Consider the following 20,617-nt stretch of genomic DNA (forward strand, 5'->3'; position numbering starts at 1 on the left):
AGACCAGAGTCACGGTCCAGCCTCGCGATCGTCGGCAATCAAGGCTTGGATCTCTGGAAGCAGCATGATCCTGACGGCGTGCCCTGCCTGCTTCGGTGAAGGATTCCGGTCCCAGCCGCTCGCCGCGTAACCACTGAGAGTGTGGGCGATTCCGGCCTCCCACTCCTTCAAAAGGCCAAGACGGCGACCTTCGCCCGAGATGCGCAGCCACGTGGGACCATCGAGCCGCTTGCATGCTGCGATGTTTTCAAGGTCAGCCGATGTCACGGAGCCGTCTGCCGTCGTCGTGCTGCCAGTGGCTGTTGCCAGGCCCGTCGACAATTCCGCCGGCAGCGCAGGTGGCATCGGGACCGCCACCTGCCTGACGGCATCCCAGCACTCGCGCTTCTTGCACCATTCGGTGACGTTACGGCCTGCGGCTGACTCGGTCACCGCTGCCAGAACAGGCTGGACCCAGGATCCGAGCAGCGACAAAAGCTCCTTCGTCAGTCCCTGCCGCTTCCATATCCCGTCGAGATCAAGCCTGCTGCCGGACCGGTCTACGAGCAACGCCATGAGATACGTCGCCACCTGCGTGCGATAGGCCGGAAGCCTGGCGTCGCGCACGATCTTCTCGGCGGCACGGTAGAGAATGGCCTTCGCGATCAACTCTCGATACCAGGCCTCATCAGGCAGGAATTCTCCCTTTCGAACCCGCAGATCCTGGGCGAATGAGTCGAAGTTCTTCTGGGACCCGAAGCAGACTGTTTGGGGCTTCAATTCCCAGGTGTTCTGATATCGGGCGACGTCGGTCTTCACGAAACGCCGCGACGGCGGCGTCTGTTCAGTGAATCGACGCTGCCTCGCTGGTGTCGAGGCCTTCGCTTTCTCCTCCTGATACTGCCCTCTGGCGCGTTCATAGAACCAGCGCCCCTGTTCTCCGGGGCACCAAACCCTTCGGGACAACCCTTCAAGCGTCACGTGAAAGGGGTCGTTCGCCGAGAAATCTGCCATCTGCACGACGTTCTGCGTATTGGCGCAGCGGGAGATTTCTCGAACAACCTCCTCCTCGTGGCCAGAATCGATGACTGCGAGCTTCGCCTGCACCATGACCCGCGACACGTCGGCGCGATCCGTCTTCCAGGCTCGATGGATCGAAGCTGTTGTCTGGCCGCCGTTCACGATCTGCAGCCCCCGAACTGAGCGAATGGCTGGTCGGCCGTCGGACAGCTTTTCCAGGACGATGCTATCTGCCGTGGCCACGATGCCGTTGTTGTAGGCCAGGAAGCGAAGAGGCTGCTCGCGTAGCGTCTTCCTGATGCCGGCGTTGATGCGGCCGCGTGCCGAAAGAAAGGAGCGGACATTGAGTTCGAGAAGTTGTGCGCCGTACTCGTCGTAGAGCTTGGCCAGCGCGTCGCCCGGGATGATGGCGACATACGCTTCGTAGTTGCCTTCGTGACGGGCAGCCGGGAGGCAGGGGATAGATGCACCACAGAGCTCGCTGAAGTCGATTTCAATCTCGTCGCGAGGCCGCCCTGCCTGCATCACGCGGAACAGGCGCTCGGCATCCCACACCTCAAAGCGAACCGGCACGCCCTTCACATCGAGTGGCCGTACCTCCTTTGCCGAGGAAACCCCGTCCGTCACCACGTGAACCGTGGCAGAGCGAAGCCGGCCAGTCAGGGCCGCAATTCGGCGCACCATCTCCGCATGGGTCGCAGATGCTTCGACGGCATCCTTGAGGTTTCCGAGAGCACCTTCGAGAAAGCGCGCTGCCTGGCCTGCTGCCCTGCTGATGTCGGTCGGAGCGACGGTGACTGCTTCCTCGGTGTCGTTGTGGATCGCAACCACGAGTGAGAGCGTGTCCTCATCATCGCCTATGGCGTAGCCATTTACCTTGCCAACGCTCCGGCCCACGCGCCCGCCCGCAGTGGATCCTCGATCAGGCCCAGGATTCTGTCGGTCTCCTGATCGAGGCCGCGAAGGGCTGCGTCAGGCAGGCGCGAGCGCAGAAAAAGCTCATACCGCGCCCAGTATCGCCAGTCGCGCTTCCGCTCGGCATTGAGCCAAGCGACATGGTCGTCGTTGTCCGTCAACTGCGTCGCGCGCCCGATCCAGACCGTGTAGGCACTCTCGAGGTCCGCGATCAGCGTGCTGCGCTCAAGGGCGCTCGCTCCCAGGCCCGGCAATCTCAGGACATCATCGACCACCGAAGCGATGACTTCTCTCGTGATTGGTGCTGTCGCGCGCCTGACATTGATCAACGTCTGCGCCATGGCCCTGGCGGCGGCTATTGTGTCGCTCATGGTTTCTCCACGGTGCGCACCCCGAGCGAAGCAACGAGGTCGGGAAAGCTGTTGAACGGTTCTGTTCGCATCAGGAGGGTTCGCGCGCTGTCGTCGCTCAATCCCATGCGTGTTGTGAAGTCGCTGAACAATGCCTCCGCAACCGATCTCACTTCGGCCGGCGGTGTTGCGCTGAAGCCGGTAGGTGCCAGCCCTTCGCGTTCAGCCGTCTCGATCCAGATGCGATGAACAGGAACGGTCTCCTCGATGACCCGAAGCATCGCTTCGACGGCCTCGGTCGACCCGCATGATCCAGCAAGTACGCGAGCGACCGCGGGATGCGCGCGATCGATTCTGTACGCCATGCCGTCACGGCGTTCGACAGCGGTCCATGCCCTCTGGAGGTTCGGGGCTGGCGCGCGCGGGCCGTAACTCCCGCGATGCAGGAAGACCCGCCTCGCGTCTGCCCGGACGCGTTCGGCAAGATCGGTCAGGCGACCGCGTAGTGACCGGGGCGGGGCGGCGGTCGATTTGCGCACGTCGATCGACCAGGCGGCGTCGGCAGAATTGGGAATGTCCAACCGAAGCCTTGCGAGGCGATAGGCGTCCTCCTTGGCCCATCGTCGGGGATGACCGAGCCCGAGCCAGTCACCAGGCACGAGAAGCCGGCGGTTACGGTAGACGTAGAAACCCTGCTGGGAGACCCACCCTTCGGGTCCCCCCCCGAGCTCAGCAGCGCGTTCGTCCAGCCGGTCACGATGGGGCAGGATGAAACCCTGCACCCGAACCTCGACATCGCCATGGCGCAGGCGCTCATCTGGCGTTCGTGATGTCGCGGGATGAGCATCCATGAAGGGATCCCAGCCGCGAAGTCTGCTTTGCGGTCCTGCCCCGTTGAAAAGGATATGCAGCGGAGTACCGGGGGCATCGAGGTAGCGATGGAAGATCATCGCAAGGTGACGCTCGGTCCGACCGAGCTGACTGAGAAATGCGTCTTCAGCACGCGCATCGTCGGCAACAGCGTCGGCCGCAACGACGCGATCGAGCTTCTCCCAAAGTACAACTGTGCCCTGCGGCATGTCCTGGATGGGCGCCAGGAGTGGAACTGAGGATGGCATCGGCTCGGTTGCGAGGCGCCATTCGTCGTGCTTCGCGATCTCGTCCAGATCCCAGACGCGGCAGGCCGGGGCCAAGCCTGCGCGTCGCGAGCTTACGCTCAGCCGGCGGCACTGCGAGAACGAGGCGGTCTTCAAGCCAAGGCCGAAACGGCCAAGGTCGGTCGCATTCCGAAGCGAGAGCGGGTTCCGCGCTCCGGCCCGCATTGCCTGGGTCAGCTCTGCCTCAGCCATGCCGTGGCCGTCATCGGCGACTCGGATCCAGGTCTGGGGACCGTCCCACTGGAAGTCGATTCGGACAGTGCGCGCACCGGCGGCTATGCTGTTGTCGAGGATGTCGGCGACGGCCGTCCATAGTGTGTATCCAAGCCCACGCATGGCTTCGACCAGCGCATGCGCTGACGGCGGGGCCATTTCAAACGGCATGCAGGGGGCTCGATTCGGGGCGCATGATCAGAAGACCGACAATAATACGAAAAAGAAAGAAAGGGATCATTCTAGAAGCCGGTGAGGCTGAAGCGGAGCGTCCAGCCGGCCAACGCAGGCACCGCGGGGATATCATGTCGGTGGAGACGCGCAGTCGGGTTATGGCCCGCATCAAGGGGAAGGGCACAGGCCCGGAGCTTCGGCTCGCCGCCCTGCTTTCCGAGGTCGGCCTCGCCTGGGAATCCCACGCCCGTGATCTCCCTGGACGTCCTGACTTCGTGTTTCGGGATCGCCGCGTTGCCGTATTTGTCGACGGTGACTTCTGGCACGGCTGGCGCTTCCCGGTTTGGCGCGACAAGCTGTCCGAAGCCTGGGAGGCAAAGATCGAGGCAACAAGACTCAGAGATTCCAGGAATTTCCGGCGTCTGAGGCGTTCGGGCTGGCGAGTGGTCCGTGTCTGGGAGCATCAGCTTGCTCGCGATCCCGAGGGTAGCGTGGCCCGGGTGAAAAAGGCCTTGGCCTCTACGCCCTGATACTCTGCCTTTCGCAAGCCTTCGCCCAGGCTCGCGCTCCTACGCTCAGCCTGTTACGAATCGTCCTTGATGGCGATTCGTGGCATAGATCTTTTCTGTGGCGGTGGTGGGAGCTCCTGGGGTGCCCGCGCCGCGGGTGTCGAGATGGTGGGAGCTGTCGACGCCTGGAGCATGGCGGCTTCGACCTACCGTCGGAACTTTCCCGGCGCGCGGGTCGTCGAGACGCGTCTGAACCGCCGATCCGACAAGGCTCTCCTTGGCGACGTCGGGCATATCGATCTCGTCCTGGCTTCGCCCGAGTGCACGAGCCACACACCGGCTCGCGGAGCGAGGGTGAAGGATGAGGGGAGCCGGGCCACAGCCTTCCACGTACTCAAGTTCATCAGGAAGCTGAATCCGCGATGGGCGGTCATTGAAAACGTAATCCAAATGCGGACGTGGGAGCGTTATCCGAACTTTCTGGCGGCGCTCAAGGAGCACATGCACGTCACGGAGCACGTGCTCGACGCCCAGGACTTCGGCGCACCCCAGACCCGCCGTCGGCTTTTTCTGATGTGCAGCAAAGATGGGCCGCCTGAGCCTCCAACTCCGCTCACCGAGCGTCGACTGACTGTAATGGATATCCTGGCGCCCACCGGCACCTATAAGACCCGTTCGGTGTTTGGCAGCGGCTTGGCGGAACCGACTGTCGCGCGCGCCAAGCGAGCTATCGATGCACTTGGGCGCGATGTTCCGTTCCTGATTGTCTACTACAGCAGTGATGGCGCCGGCGGATGGCAGCCGCTCGATCGACCAATCCGCACGCTTACGACGCTGGATCGATTTGGGCTTGTCGAGTGGATTGATGGCGAGCCGCGCATGCGAATGCTGCAGGTTGACGAGTTGCGGCGCGCAATGGGTTTTGGTGAGGACTACATACTTGATCAAGGTTCCAGACGAGACAAAATCAAGATGTTAGGAAATGGGGTTTGCCCGCCGGTAATGCAGAGCGTTGTGAGTGCATTGACCAGTCAGGCGCCCCACGATCACCGCCCGCGTATTCCCCAGGTAGTTGAACAAAGAATACCGGCAGTTCAGCTTCGAGCTTCATCAGCAATACCATTTCTTGTGGGGCCTCAAATTTCTGGCTAGCGCTATTGTTGGATGGCGACAGGCTGGCGCTTCCTGGTTCACTCTTTCCGAGCCATAGTCCGCCCATGGCGTCAGAAACCGAACGATCTCGCGAGCGCCGATGGGTGGTTGTCGCACCCGATGGCCGATACGTTACCCTTGGGCGGCATAGTGACCCGAGCGAGGAAGAAATCCTGGCTGCCGAAAAGGCGTTGCTCTCCCAAGATCTGAGCGGTTGGCTCGCCGTCATGGAGGGCAACCCATGGGTCGGCAAGGTTCCTGAACTATTGGAAGTCAGGCCGCTTGGCGGCCCAACCTCGAACTTCTCCGATGCGGCCACGGCCTGCCTCGCAGCAATTCTGGCCAAACGAGCAGACGCCGGGTCTTAGGCCGGCGTCATGCCGCAGCCAGATTGTGAAGGCTTCCTGCCGCAGGGTCTCTGCGTTGAACAAAGCGTACCAAAGTGTTCGCTCTCGAAGTACGGATTTTGGGCAAGTGGGGTTCGAACCACGGCAAGAGTCGACCGCGCTGAAACCGGCCTTTTACCTGGGTTTTTGGGTTCCGTACTAAAACGCCCAAGTCAGGAGGTCTGGAGAGAATTGGCCTCCGGAGAGCGATTTTCCGCCGTCTTCGCGCCGTGCCAGTCAACAGGTCCGCTCTGAAAACCCCAGGAAGCCTGCCACTCAGCGCGGCGCTCGGTATGGCGTAGAGCACGGCTCGTATGGGAACTGGCGGAGGAGGTGCGACTCGATACAAGCGGTCTCTAGGCCGGAGCCTTGGAGAGCAAGGGAGGGGGCGGTTCACCAGCCACGATGGCATGCTAGCATAAGGCACTGCATGAAATATGATCGAGCTGCCCCCGCCATCGATGACAAACGAAAACACCGCTTCACCACCGACAACCGCCTCGTCGTCGCGCCGCTATGACAAAGGCGAGCGACGCTTCAAGCATGTCGGCAGTGGAAGTGAACCAATAATAGAGTTTTCTTCAGACAATCCACGAATGTGGATTGGCAAGTGCCCCGCTACGTTACAAGCGAAAGACCATCTTCGCCTGGTAAATGAAGCCATCTCGGGAAGTAACGGAGATCGCGAGATCTCCTTCCCAAAAAAGATTTATGCGGTTCATGAGGGCGCCATCTATGAGGCGCAAACAACGGACAGAGGTTTTTCGTATCACGGTTACCCTTACCGCGGTAGACTTCCCCGAAGTCTGATTGAAGCGCTCCGGGCTGTGGCCGCACGGAAGGGGTGTCAAGATGCCTTCGATCGGTGGACAAAAGAGCATATAGAGCCCCACGGAACATGGCCCTGATACCACCCTCACTCGTCTTCAAGTTGAGACCGGTCCCCTCAGAGGAGCGGATGACGACCTGCGCGCTGTCCATATGCGTTGGAAGCATGCCAGTTTGGCCAGTCCCCGGCGAACCCGACGCCGAGCTCGAGATCCAGGTCGACGATTTTCTGGCGCACCTGACTGAGTTCTGGAAGCCGCTGATGTTGCGGCAGGTTTACCCAATTGATGTGAACCCCTTGAAGCCTTCAGATCTCCGACGTGAGGCCATGAAGCGATGGTCTGAACGACAGCCGGAGATTGCAGAGCGAGAGGAAGAATCGGTCTCAGCATTTGAAGAAGCTCACGACCTAGCTCGCGCGTTCGCCGGCCTGTTCGAGGTACCACCCTTCTGGCTGTTCCGCTCCGGACTAGAAATGATCTGTGAGACCGGCCGTCAGCTCTGGCGACTGCCGTTCGACGATGTCCGCAGCGCCCTGAGCGCGATCGGCGACCAAATCTGCGATAGACTGGAAGCCGCGGATGGCGCCCGCTGGGCCGCCGCCGTGGGCGCATGGCGGGAGCGAGATCGCGGGGATGCGACAGGTCTGCTCGCCTGGTCGATTGGTCTCAATCGCGATCTTGCCGGATCGCTTATTGCTGATGGTACGCTCGCCGCGCCGCTCGATTTTGAGGATGTTGCGAACGACAACGATGAACTGCGGATTGCGGCGCGTATGGCCGGCGCGCTCCCGCCCGACCAGATCCGTGAGATCATCAGCTTAGCTCGGTCCTTTCAGAAGCATGAGGCAGGCAGCCTGCGACAAGTGGCCTCCGCGTGCATCAGCCATTTGACTAGCCTCTCGGACAGGCGACCATTTGCAGAGGGCGAAGCAACAGCCCGCTTCGTGCGTGAGTGGTTCGGAATCGCCGATCATCACCCACTCGACATTTTTGCGTTTGCGGAAAATCTCGGGATCGAGCTCAGGACTCTGGCTGCGGAGCCGCCTACGCTTGACGGGCTGGCGGTGTGGGGAAGTCGTCATGGACCCGGCGCCTTGCTGAATACTGGCAGCCGACGCGTTCTGCCAAACGGAACGAGAGATGTCCGCGATAGCGCTGGCGCTCGAGTTACACTCGCGCACGAGATCTGCCATCTGCTGCTCGACGGCCAGAACGCGCTGAGCGCTGTTGAGGTTCTAAAGAGTAGAATGCCACTCCGCATCGAGCAGCGGGCCAAGTCATTTGCAGGTGAAATTCTATTGCCCAGCAAGGCAGCGGCAGATGCTTGGTACGAAGCAGGCAAGCCCCGAAGGCATGGTGAGGTTGGGCAGTTAGTATCTGATCTCGCTGAGCGTTTTCAGGTCACGCGCAGCGTTGCTGCCTGGAAGCTTGAGCATGGCTTAGAGCACCTCGATATCGACATCTCTGCCACGTTGGACGCCGTAGCACCCTGGCGCTGATGCTGGGTGGGACGGGCGACCACAAACGCCTAACGTCAGAACATCAGTCCGATGCCCTGCAGACCCAGTGTCGATAGGCTCTCGCCCCAGCGACGGACAAGAATGTCAGGCGCTCAGTCGTAGCGTCCATCCAGCCCGGTTGTTGCCTGCTGCGTACCCAACCGGCCAAGCGATCCGGAATAGGCACCTCCGGTCCGGGCGGCCAGGCATTCCGCTCTCCCCCCTACCGGCTCATCTCACCGGTCGATTTCGTCAAGCGCACGCACGACTTCGCCAAGGAGGCGCCTGACCTCGGCGACCTGCCTACCCCGGGACGACCGCTCCCGTCCCGTGACCTTGAGGACCGCGGCAAAGACGGCGTCGGAACATGCCATCAGCGGGATGAGATGTTCGCCACTCGGCCCCCGCTTTCCACTGATCCATCCCTTCACCGCGCGCTCGCTCGCCCGCGTCCAGCGCATGATATCTTTCGCGGACCGGCCGGTGGCCGCGATCTCGCTTCGCAGCGCCGTCCCGATCTCGCGCGCATAGCACTCGCGCGCCTCCTTTGCATTCTCGAAAAAGGGCAACTTGTTGCCCTTCGAGTGCAACTGATTGCCCTTCTTTGTCCGCACAACACGATTCACCCTCGCTATTCTGCGGACGAAATTGCAACGCGGTCCGAACTGTCGCGCAGCTTCTGCAACTCAGCAGGAGCAGCAGGGTCCCTACGCGGAGCGGCTCACAATGAGAGGGACGCAGCGTGGTGCAGCAACCCGGCGTGGACGACGACAAACCAGCGATGGCCGCCGGCATCCGCGCCGCGGAATACGTGCGGATGTCAACCGACCATCAGCGCTACTCCACGGAGAACCAATCCGACGCTATCCGGGAATACGCGAAGCGGCGCGGCATCGAGATCGTCCGGACCTACGCGGATCACGGCAAGAGCGGCCTGAGCATCGCAGGCCGAGATGCGCTGAAGCGGCTGCTGGATGACGTGCGGTCGGGGCGTGCCGACTTCACCACTATCCTCGTCTACGACATCAGCCGCTGGGGTCGCTTTCAGGATGCGGATGAGAGTGCCTATCACGAATACGTCTGCAAGCGCGCCGGCGTCACCGTGGAATACTGCGCCGAGCAGTTCGAGAATGACGGTAGCGTCGGCTCCGACATCCTCAAGAGCGTCAAGCGGGTCATGGCGCGGGAATACAGCCGGGACCTCGGTAACAAGACCTTCATCGGTCAGTGCCGGCTGATCGAGCTGGGCTTTCGACAAGGGGGGCCACCCGGGTTCGGACTTCGGCGAAAGCTGCTCGACGAGGCTGGCACGTCGAAGGGCGTGCTGACGCGGGGCCAGCAGAAAAGCATTCACACCGATCGTGTGGTGCTGGTGCCAGGGCCATCGGAGGAGGTGGAGACGGTGCGCTGGATCTATCGCACCTTTGTCGAGGATGGCCGGCCGGAGCGAGAAATCGCGGCCATCCTGAACGACCGCAATCTGCGCACGGACCTCGACCGCCCCTGGACGCGTGGCACGGTCCACCAGGTTCTCATCAACGAGAAGTATGTCGGCGACAACGTCTGGAACCGCATCTCCTGCAAGCTGCACGGCAAGCGGGTTCGCAATGGGCGCGATATGTGGGTGCGTCGCGACGCCGCTTTCGAGGCTGTGGTCGATCGCCTGCTGTTCGATGCGGTCCAAGTCATCATCCAGGAGCGTTCGCGCCGGCTCTCGGATGACGAGATGCTGGAGGTCCTGCGTCGCGCCCTCGCGCATCACGGGCATCTGTCTGGCCTCGTCATCGACGAGACCGATGATGCGCCCTCCAGCAGCGCCTACCAGGCCCGCTTCGGGAGCCTGATCCGGGCCTACCAGCTGGTCGGCTTCACGCCAGACCGGGACTATCGCTACCTCGAGGTCAACCGCCTTCTGCGGGCGATGCATCCGAAAGTGGTCGAGGCCACCCTGGAAGGTATTCGGGCTGCCGGCGGCTCGGTGGAGCAAGATCCGGCGACGGAGCTCCTGACTGTCAACAGCGAGTTCACCACATCCATTGTTCTCGCTCGCTGCCAGGAAACCGCGGCCGGCGGGCGTCGGTGGCATGTCCGGATGGATACGGGCATCGCCCCCGATATCACCGTCGCGGTTCGGATGGCGCCAGGTAATCGTGAGGCGCTCGACTACTACCTGCTGCCGCGCCTCGACATGAATTTGCCTCGGCTTCGGCTGCGCGAGAGCAACGGCATATCGCTCGATGCCTACCGCTTCGACAGGCTCGATGCGCTGTTCGACCTGGCAGCCCGAACTCATATCCTGGAGGTCGCATGATGGCCGATGCCAAGCCGCCCATGGTTCAGTCGGTCGCGGTCGATCTGATCGAGGTCATCAACCCGCGAGCCAGAAGCCAGAAGACGTTCCAGGAGATCGTCGCGAGCATCGCAGCCATTGGCCTCAAGAGGCCGATCACGGTGGCGCGCCGCGTGGTCGCTGGGACCGAGAAGTACGATCTGGTCTGCGGGCAGGGTCGGTTGGAGGCGTTTCGTGTCCTCGGCCAAGCCGAAATCCCGGCGATCGTGGTCGAGGCAGGCAGCGAGGACTGCCTGGTTATGAGCCTCGTGGAAAACTTGGCTCGGCGGCAGCACCAGGCGCTCGATCTGCTGCATGACATCGACGGCATGCGGCAGCGTGGGCATTCCGAGTCAGATATCGCGCGAAAGACCGGGCTGACGGGCGAGTATGTGAAAGGGGTGATTCGGCTACTCGGCAAAGGCGAAACACGTCTGATCCGCGCCGTGGAGAGCGGCCAGATTCCCGTCAGCATCGCCGTCGACATCGCCATGGCCAAGGACGAGGAGACGCAGAACGTCCTGCAGGACGCGTATGAGCGGAACCTGCTTCGTGGCCACAGGCTGATCGCCGCGAAGCGCCTCGTGGAGCAGCGCCGGCGCCGCGGCAAAGGATTGAACCCGAACGACCCCAAGCGCCACCGTACCCTGTCGGTCGAGGCCCTCGTCCGCACCTACCAGCAGGACACGGATAAGAAGCGCATGATCGTCCGGAAGGCGGAGGCGACGCGGGATCGCCTCGTCTTCGTGACGGAGGCACTCCGCGCACTATTCTCCGAGGACGCCTTCGTCAATCTGCTCCGTGCCGAACAGCTGGAAACCCTGCCGCGGGGCCTCGCCGAACGGCTGCAGAGCAAAGGGGCCGATTGAACATGGCAGACGATCGGAACGCGGGGCCGATCCGGGCGGCATTCGAGAGCGCCGGCATCAGGATCCCGATCGCCAACATCGAGATGCTGCGCTCGGTCCCGGCGAAAGTGAGACGGTCGTCGAAATACGCTCGTATCACCGCATCGATCCGCGAGGTCGGTGTCATCGAGCCGCCAGTCGTCGCGCGCCATCCATCAAAGCCGGGACGCTACCTGCTCCTCGATGGCCACCTGCGCGTCGCGGTGCTGGAAGAGCGCGGTGACCTCGATGTGGTGTGCCTGATTGCGACGGATGACGAGGCATTCACCTACAACAAGCGCATCAACCGGCTCGCCATCGTCCAGGAGCATCGCATGATCCTGAAGGCGATTGAGGACAGGGTGCCCGAGGAAAGGATCGCCCGCGCCCTCAACATCGATATCAGCACACTGCGCCACAAGAAAAAGCTGCTGCACGGTGTTTGCCCGGAGGCTGTGGAAATCCTGAAGGATAAGGCGGTCTCGCAGCATATTTTTGCTGTGCTGAAGAAGATGGTTCCGATGCGGCAGATCGAGGCAGTGGAGCTCATGGTGGCCATGGACCGATATACCGAGAGCTACGCCCGTGCCCTGCTCGCAGCTACGCCGCAGACGCAGCTGATCCCCGACGCGAAGCCGAAGCAGGTCAAAGGCCTGAGCCATGAGCAGATGGCCCTGATGGAGAGGGAGTCTGGGCAGTTGAACCGCGAGATGAAGGTCGCTGAGCAATCCTACGGAGCCGACCATCTCCATCTCGTGCTGGCACGAGGATATCTCGCGCGACTGCTCGGAAACGCACGCGTCGTTCGATATCTCGCACAGCAGAGACCAGAATTTCTGGCCGAGTTCCAGAAGATCGCAGAGATGGACAGCGTGGCCGCGTGACCGCACCGGGCCATTGATGGCCCGAGCATGATGGGGACCCGGACCCGAAAGCGCGGGGACCGCCGGAGACGCTGCACGAGGGGCAGATCGAGGGCGGTGGTGGGGATGGCGGCGAACCCGTCTGGAGCCCACCAGGCCGGCCGTCATAGGGCCGGCCAGATGTTGCCCGGTATGACGGGAGGTGAGACGGAGGGGGTGCGAGGTTGGGCTGCGCACCCCCTCCCTGTGGGGATGGTCATTGCGGACCGCCGTCACGGCACCCGCCGCTTCACCACCCCCACCGATAGGGTCGCCGCCGCCAGGTCGAAAGTCGCTGCGGAGATGTTCCGCGCCATCGCCCGCACCGTGTTGTTCGACCACACCGCCGCGTCGAGTTCGATGAACCGCGTCGACGACACCAGCGACGCTTGCGCCAAGTCGCCGGCGCGCGCCCCGTTCACTGTCACGTCGATCAGCGCCGTCGCCCCCGGCGCGAGGCTCGGCAGGTCCCAGGACACCTCCGCCGCGAACTCCCGCCGCCCTGAGCCGAAAAGCGCCCCCGTCAGCAGCGGCGTGCCGTTCAGCACTGCGGGCGCCGCCTCCGGCAGCCCGTAGAGCCGCAGCGACTGCAGATCGACCGGCCCGTCGAAGCCGATCACTCCCACCTGCGCATAGGCCACGGATGGACCAACGCGGATGGTCTGCCGGCGATTGAAGTTGGCATCATCCATCGGCGCGCCGGCATTCCACCCCTTGGCCGGGCCGTTCCACTGCATCGTGGTGATCGAGGCCAGCACGTCGCCCGCGATGTCCTCGCGGACATTCCCCGCCCCGTCAAACACCCGCACGAACAGCCGCCCGCCCGAGGCGCCGCTCGTGAGCCAATGCGCCAGCGCGAACTCCTTCGCCTGGGTGGTATCGAGCATCCACCCCAGCCCCCGGTTTGCCGCCAGCGTCACCGCCCGATCGGTCGGCGTCAGGTCGGTCAGCCCGTTGAAGCAGAAATCCGCCATGAAGGTCGCGGTGGTGGTCGAGGTCGCGATGGTGATCAGCCCCTCCACCCCGACCTCGGTTGCCGACTGGCGGAAGGCTGCCGCGCGGGTGTTCGGCACGCCGGCGAGAAAGCGCTGGAACCGCGACGCCGGCGCCCGATGCCGGTTGATCACCGCATTGCCGCAGCGGTTCGCCGTCGACGTGTAGTCGATGCCGACCAGGTAGGTGTTGGTCCAGGCGATGTCGTACTCGCAATCCTGCGCCCCGGCGGTGTGCCGCGCCGCCAGCGGCGAGCAGGCCTCCATGCGCATGTTGCGCGCGATGATGGCAGAGCCCGAGGTCTGGTTCAGGAACGGGATGGCGATGTTGCTGCCGGCCTGGCGCAGCTCGAAGTTCGGCGCGTCAAAGACGTGGCGGTTGTGGTTGGAATAGGCGCCGGCCTCATTCCCGAAGCGCACGCCGAAGCGGTCCTGCGCCGCATTCACCCCCGTCGCCTGGGCGAAGTGGCCGCCGTAGTAGCGGATGGAGGTATTCCAGGCCGTGGCCGTCGCGCACCAGATGTCGAGGCCGATGCGGTTGTTGACGATGCGCCCGAGCGTGAAGGTGCTGTCCTCGACGCCGCGGCCATCGCCCAGCGTGCGCATGCCGATGGTAAAGCCTTCCACGCGACGCAGCTCGATCTGGCTGGCATCGACGTTGCGCACGGTGATGCCGATGTCGGCTTCGGACGACCAGTCCGACAGCGTCTGCCGGAGGACGTTCAGCCCGCTGTAGAGCTTCTCGGCATTGCGGATGGTGCCGCCATCGCCGAGCACGAGCACCGAGGTGGGTGCCGTGCCGGTGTAGCGGATGGTGCCCTGCATGATCAGGCCACGCGCGCCGCCTGGCAGCGTCACGGTGCCCGACACGTTCCAGGTGCCTGGCGGGATCATCGCGAATTTCTGGTCCGCGCCGGCGCGATCGAAGCATGCCTGGATGGCGGTGCGATCATCGGCGACGCCATCGCCCAGCCCGCCGAAGTCGTTCGGCAGCACCGCCTCCCGGTCGCGCAGATACTTCGCGAAGTCGCTCTTGTTGAGGTTGGCGTTGAGGACCAGCAGGTCGTCGATGCGCGCCGGCATGGCATTCTCCGATCAGAGGGCGGTGGCGGTGACCGGGCCGGCGAAGGCCGAGATGTTTCCCTCGGCCGAGACGCTGCGCAGCCAGTACCAGCGGGTCTGGCCGGTGGTGAGGCCAGTGCGGTCCCAGGGCAGTGCGGTCGGCTCGCTGGCTAGCTTGGTCGCGGCGGCGAGGCTGGCGCTGCTGGCCTCGAAGACCTGTAGCCGGACGGCGTCTGCGGGAAAGCCGCCCGACACGAGCACGCCGCCCGCGATGCCTGTGGCGGCCAGGCCCGAGGCCGTGGCCGGGACCAGCGCCTCGCGCCAGCCCGACACCGCCCCGCTGCGCGCCTGCGCCCGCACCCGGAATGCCGTGGGCTCGGCCGTCGGGATGGCGACGGCGGTGGCGCCAAAGCCGCCGGCATAGCCCTGCCACACGGCGACGGAGGTGGGCCGGAACTCGATCTCGTAGCCAGCGAGATACGCGGAGCCTACCGCGGACCAGGAGACGACGATCGCGGTGAAGCTCACCGCCAGCGACGTCTCCACCAGAATGGCTGCCGGCGCGGCGATGACGCCCGGATTGGGCAGCACCACGGACGGGTTCTGCCCCGTCGCCCGCTCATCCGTTGCCGGGTTCCATGCCCAGACGGCGGGATCCTCCTCGGCCAGTTGCAGGTTCACCCCGCCATCCGGCGCCAGCGCCCAGCCGGTCACCCGTGCCGGGAACGGCGTCAGGCGTTCCAGCGCCACCGTCACCCCATCCCAGGGCCGCAGTCGTAGCGCCGAAAGGTTCGCCTGCATCGCCACCTCGCGCTGGCGGCGATTGCGCTCCAGCTCGATTTTCATCAGGCGCTGGACGGTGGCGGCCGAGGTGGTGAGCGGGAACTCCATGTCCCGGTAGATCGCCTCGCCACCATCCTCGGTGACGTAGTTGCTGGCGAGCAGCGGCGGCGCATCGGTCGGCTGCCAGGCGGCGGCCGGCTCGACATAGACGGCGCGCACCCCGTTGAAGAGGTCGCGCCGCGGGCGCGAGCCGACGATGGTGACGTCGCCGCGCAGGTCGTCGGAGGTGAGTGTGGCGGCGGGAAGCGCCGGTGCGCCCGCATGGATGTAGAAGCGCCCGCCCGAGACCACGAGCGCCCCGGCCATGGCGGCGACCAGCTTGCGGGTGATGGCAATCTTTCCCTCGCCCAGGGTGACGGCGCCGTTGACGGTGTAGCGGCGCTCGGCGGTGCCATCGCGCCGGCCCATGATCTCGTCGCAGATATTGGCTGCCGCCATGAGCGCCGGCAGGTCGATATCGGCCCAGGCCGCGCGCCACCCAAAGGGCGAGGTCAGGTACCAGGCGAGGCACAGCGCCGGGTTGTCGGACCAGCCGGTGGCGCCGGTGCGCGGATCGAGGATGGTGTCCGCCCCCTCGACGATGGCGGAGAGGCTGGGCGCGCCGGAGGGGAAGGCCTCGGGTCGCAGCTTGAGCCGCACGGCGAGATAGGCGCGCCCCTGGCCGCGATGCGCGGCAGTCCACTGGCCGCCGGTGTCGGCGACGAGGTTGGCATTGGCCGCCTGGCCAGGATCGCCCAGCGCGCGGTCGATGCGCAGCAGGCCGGTGAACTTCGCGTCGGTGGAGGCGGTGCCGTTTAGGAACACCTCGCCGATGGCTCGGACGCGATGGGCGGCCAGAACCACGACGACGTGGAGAAAGCCGTCGGTGCGGCCCTCATCGTCGGTGGCGGAATGCAGGAACACGACCGGGCCGGAGGTGCGGCAGCGGCCGAAGACGATCTGGTGCTCGGTGATGGGCTGGCGGAAGGACTGGGTGCGGCCGGCGCCGGGCGTGCGGGGATCGAAGCCGGAGCCCGGCCCGGTGTCCGTCCCTGGCGTGACATTGGCGCTGCGGGCGGCGGAGGGCGACTTGGGGCGGAAGACGGCGGCACCGACGGCGGACACCACCAGGGCGGCACCGGCGGCGGCCACGGCGCCCAGGACGCCGCCACCGATGACGGCCGAGGCGGCTGCCCCTGCCGCGGCGGCGATGAAGGGGATGGCGACGGGCATCAGCCAACCCTCCAGGCGATGGTGCATGCGGTGATGGGAAGACGGAGAAGGCCCACGGGACCGACGAAGGCCACGCGGCCGGCGTCCAGCACGACGCCAAGGCGGTCTGGGTCTGCGGCCAGCGCCACGTCGCCCGTGCGGGCGAAGGGCACCGGCACGCGCGGGTAGCCGGCGGTGTCGGCTATCTCCGCCAGGCTGGATCGGTGCTGCCAGGAGGGCCGCTGCCCCGTGCACGCGACCACCGCCGCCAGGGCGAAGCGCCCACAATTCCAGCGCGCCGCGTCGAAGGGCCGATGCTCGGCTGCCGTGATCAGCGCCGCCAGCTTTTCCGGCCAGTCGGGCAGCCGGGTCACTGGATCGGTAGCCGGATCTCCGCCTCCTGGAGCGCCGGCACGAACTCGAAGAACCGATCGCCGGGGTATTCCCCCTGCTGGTCGGCGTCCGTGTAGCGCCGCACCTCGGCGCGCTCGAGGTCCACCAGCCGGCTCTCGCAGGCCAGCGCCACGGAGGGCTCGGCGCCGTCCGTGACTTCCATCGTGTCCATCAGCCCGGCCCAGAGCGGGAACGGGTCCGCCACAAATGACCCTTGGGCATCGAGCAGCGCGCCCCACAGCGTGACGGGCCGCAAGCGGTAGCTTCGCTCGGCCAGCGCGATATCCACCACCTCCTGCGGCACCGGTGACAGCGCGAGCGTCAGGCGGACGGCGCGCAGCTCCACCGTCTCCTCCACATCCGAGATGGCGCCGATGCTGCCAGCGCCCTCGAACACCTTCCCGGCCCAGTCGAGCGGGCCGAGCCCGGTCCAGACGCGAAAGGGGCCGGTGGCGAAGTCGAGCTCGAGCAGCACCACCGGCGTGGCGATCGGCGCGGTGGCGGCGGACGCGGCCTGGTTGCTGAGGCGTGGGGTGCCGGACATGACTACAGCGCCTCCTCCATGCGGATGGTGACGGCGGCGAAGGGGCCGGGCCGTGTTGGGTTGGCAGCCTCGTCGTCGGAGACCAGCCGCATTGGCACGCTCGGCAGGGCGAGGATCAGCGGCTCGCCCACCACCACCGCGGCGCGCAGCGGCGGCGCGATGGCGATGGTCGCAGTCCCGGCGCCAGAGGCCATAACCGCGGCGGTGGCGATGTAGAGCCGCCCGCCGAGGCCGATGTAGTCGCCGGCGCCGACGGCGACCGTGCTCGGCCACCAACGCTGCGTGACGATGGACAGCGCCCCACGCGGCGCGCCGGCCGCCAGCGACGGATTGCCCGAGCCCACCACCATCCCGGTCCCGTCCGTGAAGATAGTCGCGTCCGAGAAGCTGTATGGCCCGGTCGGCACATCGCCCTGGCTGCGCGGATCGCCGGTGCGGTACTCGCGCCGCCAGTCCCAGATGCGGACGGTGTTGGCCGAGCCGGCCAGTGCCGCCAGCAGCCCGTCCATCACGCCCGCCTGCACCCGGCCGAGTGGCTCGAAGCTCGCCTCAGCCACCCAGCGCGCCCCCTCGCGCCGCAGCACCTGCGTGGCGCGGGTGACGGGAGAGACAAAGCGCAGGGTGTTGTGCTGCAGGTAGAAGCTCAGCCGTGACGGCCGCAGCAGGCTGGGCCAGGCGTATTCCGTCATGACCGCTATCCCCGCACGATGGAGGTGGCGCTGCCGCCGCGGCGGATGGCGTCGAGCGTGGCCGCACTGGCCTGGCGAACGATCTGCGCCGAGAGCACGCGCAGCCGGGCCTCGACACCGGCATCGGCGCCGCGGGCATCGATGGTGATGCTCTGGTTGATCACCGGCCCGCCTGGCGCCATGCCATTGGGCAGCACCGTGCCGCTGCGGTTCGGCACGAACCATTCGGGCCCGCGCTCGCCGACGATATAGGGCTGCCCACCCGCGACCGGCCCGCCCTCGGCGCGGAACAACCCGCCCAGCGCCGAGCCGATCCCCGAGAAGATCGAACCGAAGTCAAAGCCGGCCAGGCTGGAGGTGACCGCCGTGCCGAGCGGCTCGGTGATGGTGCGGCGGACCACGATGCGGGCGATGTCCTGCAGGATGCCCTGCAGCACCTTCGAGAAACTCTCGCCCTTGATGATCGCGTCCTCGAAGGCGGAGGAGAAGGTCAGCCCCAACTCCCGCGCCGTGTTGCTGGTGCGCTCCGTCGCCTGCTGGACGCGCTGCTGGCTGCGCTCCAGCTCCTCCAGCGCGGCATTGGCCTCGCGCGAGATGGTCTCGTCCGGGATGGGCTGGCCGATGCGCTCGGAGCGTTCCACCAGCCGGCCGAGGGTTTCGAGGCGGCGGGTGTAGCGCTCCTGGGCGTTCTCGTTGTTCTGGATCAGCCGCTCGCGCTCGCGGATGATGTCGTTGATCTCGCGCTCGGCCTCGCGGTCGGGTCGCGGGATGGCGGCGACACGGCGCGTGGTGCCCTCGATGCGACGCAGCGCCTCGTCGCGCTCGCGCAGCGCCAGGGTTTCGAGGCGGGTGCGATCGGCGGTGGAGATGCCGCCGGCGGCCTCCGCCTCGCGCAGGCGACGGACACGGTCCTCGTAATCGCTGTTGATGCGAAAGCGGTCGTCGAGTGCCTTGCGCAGTTCCTCTGCGTCGGCGGCGGTGCGGCGGCGGCGGGCCTCCGCGGCCTGGGCAGCGGCGCTCTCCTGCTCGGTGCGCTGGCGCTCGCCGGCGGCTGCCTCGCCGCGGGTGATTTCCTCCGTGAGTTCCGTGTATTGCCGGCGCAGTTCCTCAAGCCGGGCGGCGCGGTCGACGCCGGCCTGCTGCTGCGCGGCGCCGACCAGGCCGCCCTGGATCGAACCGCGACGGGGCTGCGAGCGCAGGCTGTCGCGACCGTCGCTCTCTGCCTCCAACCGGGCGATCTGCGCACGCAGGGCCTCGGCCTGGGCGCGGCGGTCGGCCTCCTGCTCGGAGGGCAGCAGCAGGCCCGAGCCGCGGCGGACCCCGTCCAGCACGCGGGCGGCACCCGACAGCGCCCGGGCCAGCGCGTTGGACAAGCCGATGCCCTGGTCCAGCCGGGCGAGGAACTGGTCGGCCGCGGCGGTGAGCTGCCCGAATGCGCGACCGACGGAGAGCGGCGCGCGCTCGAACTCGCCATTCAGCCGCTCGACCGCGCGCAGAAGCGCCGGGAAGACCGTGTCGGCGGTGAGCTTGCCCTCGGAGCCGAGTTTTCGGAGCTCTCCGATGGAGACGCCGAGCTCGCGGGCCAGCGCCTGGGCCAGCGTCGGCAGGCCTTCCAGGATCGAGCGCAGCTCGTCGCCCTGCAGCGTGCCCGAGGCCAGTGCCTGGGCGAGTTGCTGGGTGGAGGAGGCGATCTCCTGCTGGCTTGCACCCGAGGCAATGGCGATGCGCTGAAGGCCGCCGACCAGGGTGGCGACCTGGTCGGAGGTAGCACCGATCTCGCGCGCCGCGATCGAGAAGCGGGCGAAGGCGTCGACACTCTCGCGCACCGCGACGCCGGTCTGCAGGCTGTCGCGGTAGAGCCGGTCGTAGATCTCGCCGGCGCGCTCGACGGAGCCCAGCGCGGTGTTCAGGCGGCCCATGGATTGGGTCAGCGCGTCGCCCGCCACCACCACGGCGCGCAGTCCGGCGGCGAGGCCCGCGATCTGCACGCCGCGGACGGCGACGTCGAGCAGGTCCAGCGCGCGGGAGGCACGGTCGGCGCCGCCCTGGATGCGCTCCAGGCTCCGCTGGCCGGTCTCGCCGACCTCGCGCAGTTCCTGCTTGACCCGGGCGGCATCGTCCAGGGACAGGCGGACCGAGACGCGGCGCGTGCTATCCGCCATGCGTCACGCCTCCTGCGTTGGTTGGGTGGTCAGGGTCCGGGGGGATCAGTGCGGCGTGCGGCGCTGCCGGCGGCGAGGCCCATGCGCATGGCCAGCAGCAGTTCCGCCGCGGCCCAGCCGGTGGCGCCCATCTCGAGGGCGGTGGCGAGCGCGGCCGGCATGTCGAGGTCGAGGCCCGCCATAGTCGCCGTGGCGCAGGTGGTGCCGGCGGCCCAACACGCGGCGCCCTCGACGCTGGCGGGGGCGTGGGCGGCGTAGGGGCAAGAAAGACCGCAGTCGCGATCGAGGGCCGCGCAGCCGCGGCAGTAGTCAGGGCCCTGGCCGAAGTGCCATTCGGCCCGGGCCCTTGTAAGTCTGGCTCATCCGCGCCGGCATCGGCTAGCGTTGGTGGTGCGGTGGCGGGTGAAAGGCCGCAGGGCCCTGGGGCGTCGCAGCCCGT

General features: G+C 66.0%; 18 protein-coding genes. 7 read left to right on the forward strand and 11 right to left on the reverse strand.

What is annotated here, in order from left to right; all coding sequences use genetic code 11:
* Positions 1 to 9: 9 nt before the first annotated feature.
* The 3 genes from C8P66_RS21160 to C8P66_RS21170 are packed head-to-tail and all read right to left on the reverse strand — an operon-like array spanning position 10 to position 3,805.
* A complete protein-coding gene (locus tag C8P66_RS21160; protein WP_408882269.1) occupies positions 10 to 1,896 on the reverse strand; it encodes an AIPR family protein in 1,887 nt (628 codons plus the stop codon).
* Positions 1,872 to 2,285: a hypothetical protein gene (locus C8P66_RS21165; protein ID WP_111400280.1), complete on the reverse strand. Its 414-nt coding sequence runs from the start codon at positions 2,283 to 2,285 to the stop codon at positions 1,872 to 1,874. The genes C8P66_RS21160 and C8P66_RS21165 overlap by 25 nt, the downstream gene beginning before the upstream one ends.
* Positions 2,282 to 3,805 (reverse strand): ATP-binding protein, encoded by a 1,524-nt coding sequence (locus tag C8P66_RS21170; RefSeq protein WP_245903716.1) that lies wholly within the window; start codon positions 3,803 to 3,805, stop codon positions 2,282 to 2,284. Before C8P66_RS21170 ends, C8P66_RS21165 begins: the two co-directional genes overlap by 4 nt.
* Before the next feature lie 134 nt (positions 3,806 to 3,939).
* On the opposite strand from C8P66_RS21170, the gene C8P66_RS21175 reads away from it, so the two are divergent.
* The 4 genes from C8P66_RS21175 to C8P66_RS21185 all read left to right on the forward strand — a co-directional run bounded on the left by C8P66_RS21175 (position 3,940) and on the right by C8P66_RS21185 (position 8,184).
* The gene (locus C8P66_RS21175; protein WP_281271368.1) at positions 3,940 to 4,338 is read left to right on the forward strand and encodes a very short patch repair endonuclease; all 399 of its coding nucleotides are present in this window, start codon (positions 3,940 to 3,942) and stop codon (positions 4,336 to 4,338) included.
* A gap of 69 nt (positions 4,339 to 4,407) precedes the next feature.
* Positions 4,408 to 5,469, forward strand: coding sequence for a DNA cytosine methyltransferase (locus C8P66_RS21180; protein ID WP_111400282.1), 1,062 nt, complete (start codon positions 4,408 to 4,410; stop codon positions 5,467 to 5,469).
* A gap of 65 nt (positions 5,470 to 5,534) precedes the next feature.
* A complete protein-coding gene (locus C8P66_RS23955) occupies positions 5,535 to 5,837 on the forward strand; it encodes a hypothetical protein (protein ID WP_158537341.1) in 303 nt (100 codons plus the stop codon).
* Between the two features lie 1,012 nt (positions 5,838 to 6,849).
* On the forward strand, positions 6,850 to 8,184 hold the full coding sequence (locus C8P66_RS21185; protein WP_158537342.1) for an ImmA/IrrE family metallo-endopeptidase: 1,335 nt from the start codon (positions 6,850 to 6,852) through the stop codon (positions 8,182 to 8,184).
* Positions 8,185 to 8,420: 236 nt separating this feature from the next.
* Here C8P66_RS21185 and C8P66_RS21190 read toward each other — a convergent pair whose 3' ends face one another.
* Positions 8,421 to 8,810, reverse strand: coding sequence for a hypothetical protein (locus C8P66_RS21190; RefSeq protein ID WP_146423016.1), 390 nt, complete (start codon positions 8,808 to 8,810; stop codon positions 8,421 to 8,423).
* Positions 8,811 to 8,926: 116 nt separating this feature from the next.
* On the opposite strand from C8P66_RS21190, the gene C8P66_RS21195 reads away from it, so the two are divergent.
* The 3 genes from C8P66_RS21195 to C8P66_RS21205 are packed head-to-tail and all read left to right on the forward strand — an operon-like array spanning position 8,927 to position 12,284.
* On the forward strand, positions 8,927 to 10,495 hold the full coding sequence (locus tag C8P66_RS21195) for a recombinase family protein (protein ID WP_456303653.1): 1,569 nt from the start codon (positions 8,927 to 8,929) through the stop codon (positions 10,493 to 10,495).
* Positions 10,492 to 11,382 (forward strand): plasmid partitioning protein RepB C-terminal domain-containing protein, encoded by an 891-nt coding sequence (locus tag C8P66_RS21200; protein ID WP_245903718.1) that lies wholly within the window; start codon positions 10,492 to 10,494, stop codon positions 11,380 to 11,382. Before C8P66_RS21195 ends, C8P66_RS21200 begins: the two co-directional genes overlap by 4 nt.
* A gap of 2 nt (positions 11,383 to 11,384) precedes the next feature.
* Entirely contained in the window at positions 11,385 to 12,284 is a 900-nt protein-coding gene (locus tag C8P66_RS21205) for a plasmid partitioning protein RepB C-terminal domain-containing protein (protein WP_111400286.1), read from the forward strand.
* Positions 12,285 to 12,535: 251 nt separating this feature from the next.
* Here C8P66_RS21205 and C8P66_RS21210 read toward each other — a convergent pair whose 3' ends face one another.
* From C8P66_RS21210 to C8P66_RS24030, 7 genes are read right to left on the reverse strand one after another with little or no spacing between them, the layout of a single operon-like run.
* On the reverse strand, positions 12,536 to 14,377 hold the full coding sequence (locus tag C8P66_RS21210) for a pectate lyase family protein (protein WP_111400287.1): 1,842 nt from the start codon (positions 14,375 to 14,377) through the stop codon (positions 12,536 to 12,538).
* Positions 14,378 to 14,389: 12 nt separating this feature from the next.
* Positions 14,390 to 16,411 (reverse strand): phage tail protein, encoded by a 2,022-nt coding sequence (locus tag C8P66_RS24790; protein WP_111400295.1) that lies wholly within the window; start codon positions 16,409 to 16,411, stop codon positions 14,390 to 14,392.
* Positions 16,411 to 16,764 carry a DUF6950 family protein gene (locus tag C8P66_RS21220; protein ID WP_111400288.1) on the reverse strand — a complete coding sequence of 118 codons (354 nt, stop codon included), beginning with the start codon at positions 16,762 to 16,764 and terminating at the stop codon, positions 16,411 to 16,413. The genes C8P66_RS24790 and C8P66_RS21220 overlap by 1 nt, the downstream gene beginning before the upstream one ends.
* Entirely contained in the window at positions 16,761 to 17,327 is a 567-nt protein-coding gene (locus C8P66_RS21225; protein WP_111400289.1) for a hypothetical protein, read from the reverse strand. The genes C8P66_RS21220 and C8P66_RS21225 overlap by 4 nt, the downstream gene beginning before the upstream one ends.
* A 2-nt stretch (positions 17,328 to 17,329) precedes the next feature.
* Positions 17,330 to 18,016 (reverse strand): hypothetical protein, encoded by a 687-nt coding sequence (locus C8P66_RS21230; RefSeq protein WP_111400290.1) that lies wholly within the window; start codon positions 18,014 to 18,016, stop codon positions 17,330 to 17,332.
* 5 nt (positions 18,017 to 18,021) lie between these two features.
* The gene (locus C8P66_RS21235; RefSeq protein WP_111400291.1) at positions 18,022 to 20,178 is read right to left on the reverse strand and encodes a tape measure protein; all 2,157 of its coding nucleotides are present in this window, start codon (positions 20,176 to 20,178) and stop codon (positions 18,022 to 18,024) included.
* 29 nt (positions 20,179 to 20,207) lie between these two features.
* On the reverse strand, positions 20,208 to 20,360 hold the full coding sequence (locus C8P66_RS24030) for a hypothetical protein (protein WP_170141597.1): 153 nt from the start codon (positions 20,358 to 20,360) through the stop codon (positions 20,208 to 20,210).
* Positions 20,361 to 20,617: the final 257 nt, after the last annotated feature.

The sequence above is a fragment of the Humitalea rosea genome (genome assembly GCF_003253705.1).
GTDB classification, from domain to species: Bacteria; Pseudomonadota; Alphaproteobacteria; order Acetobacterales; family Acetobacteraceae; genus Humitalea; species Humitalea rosea.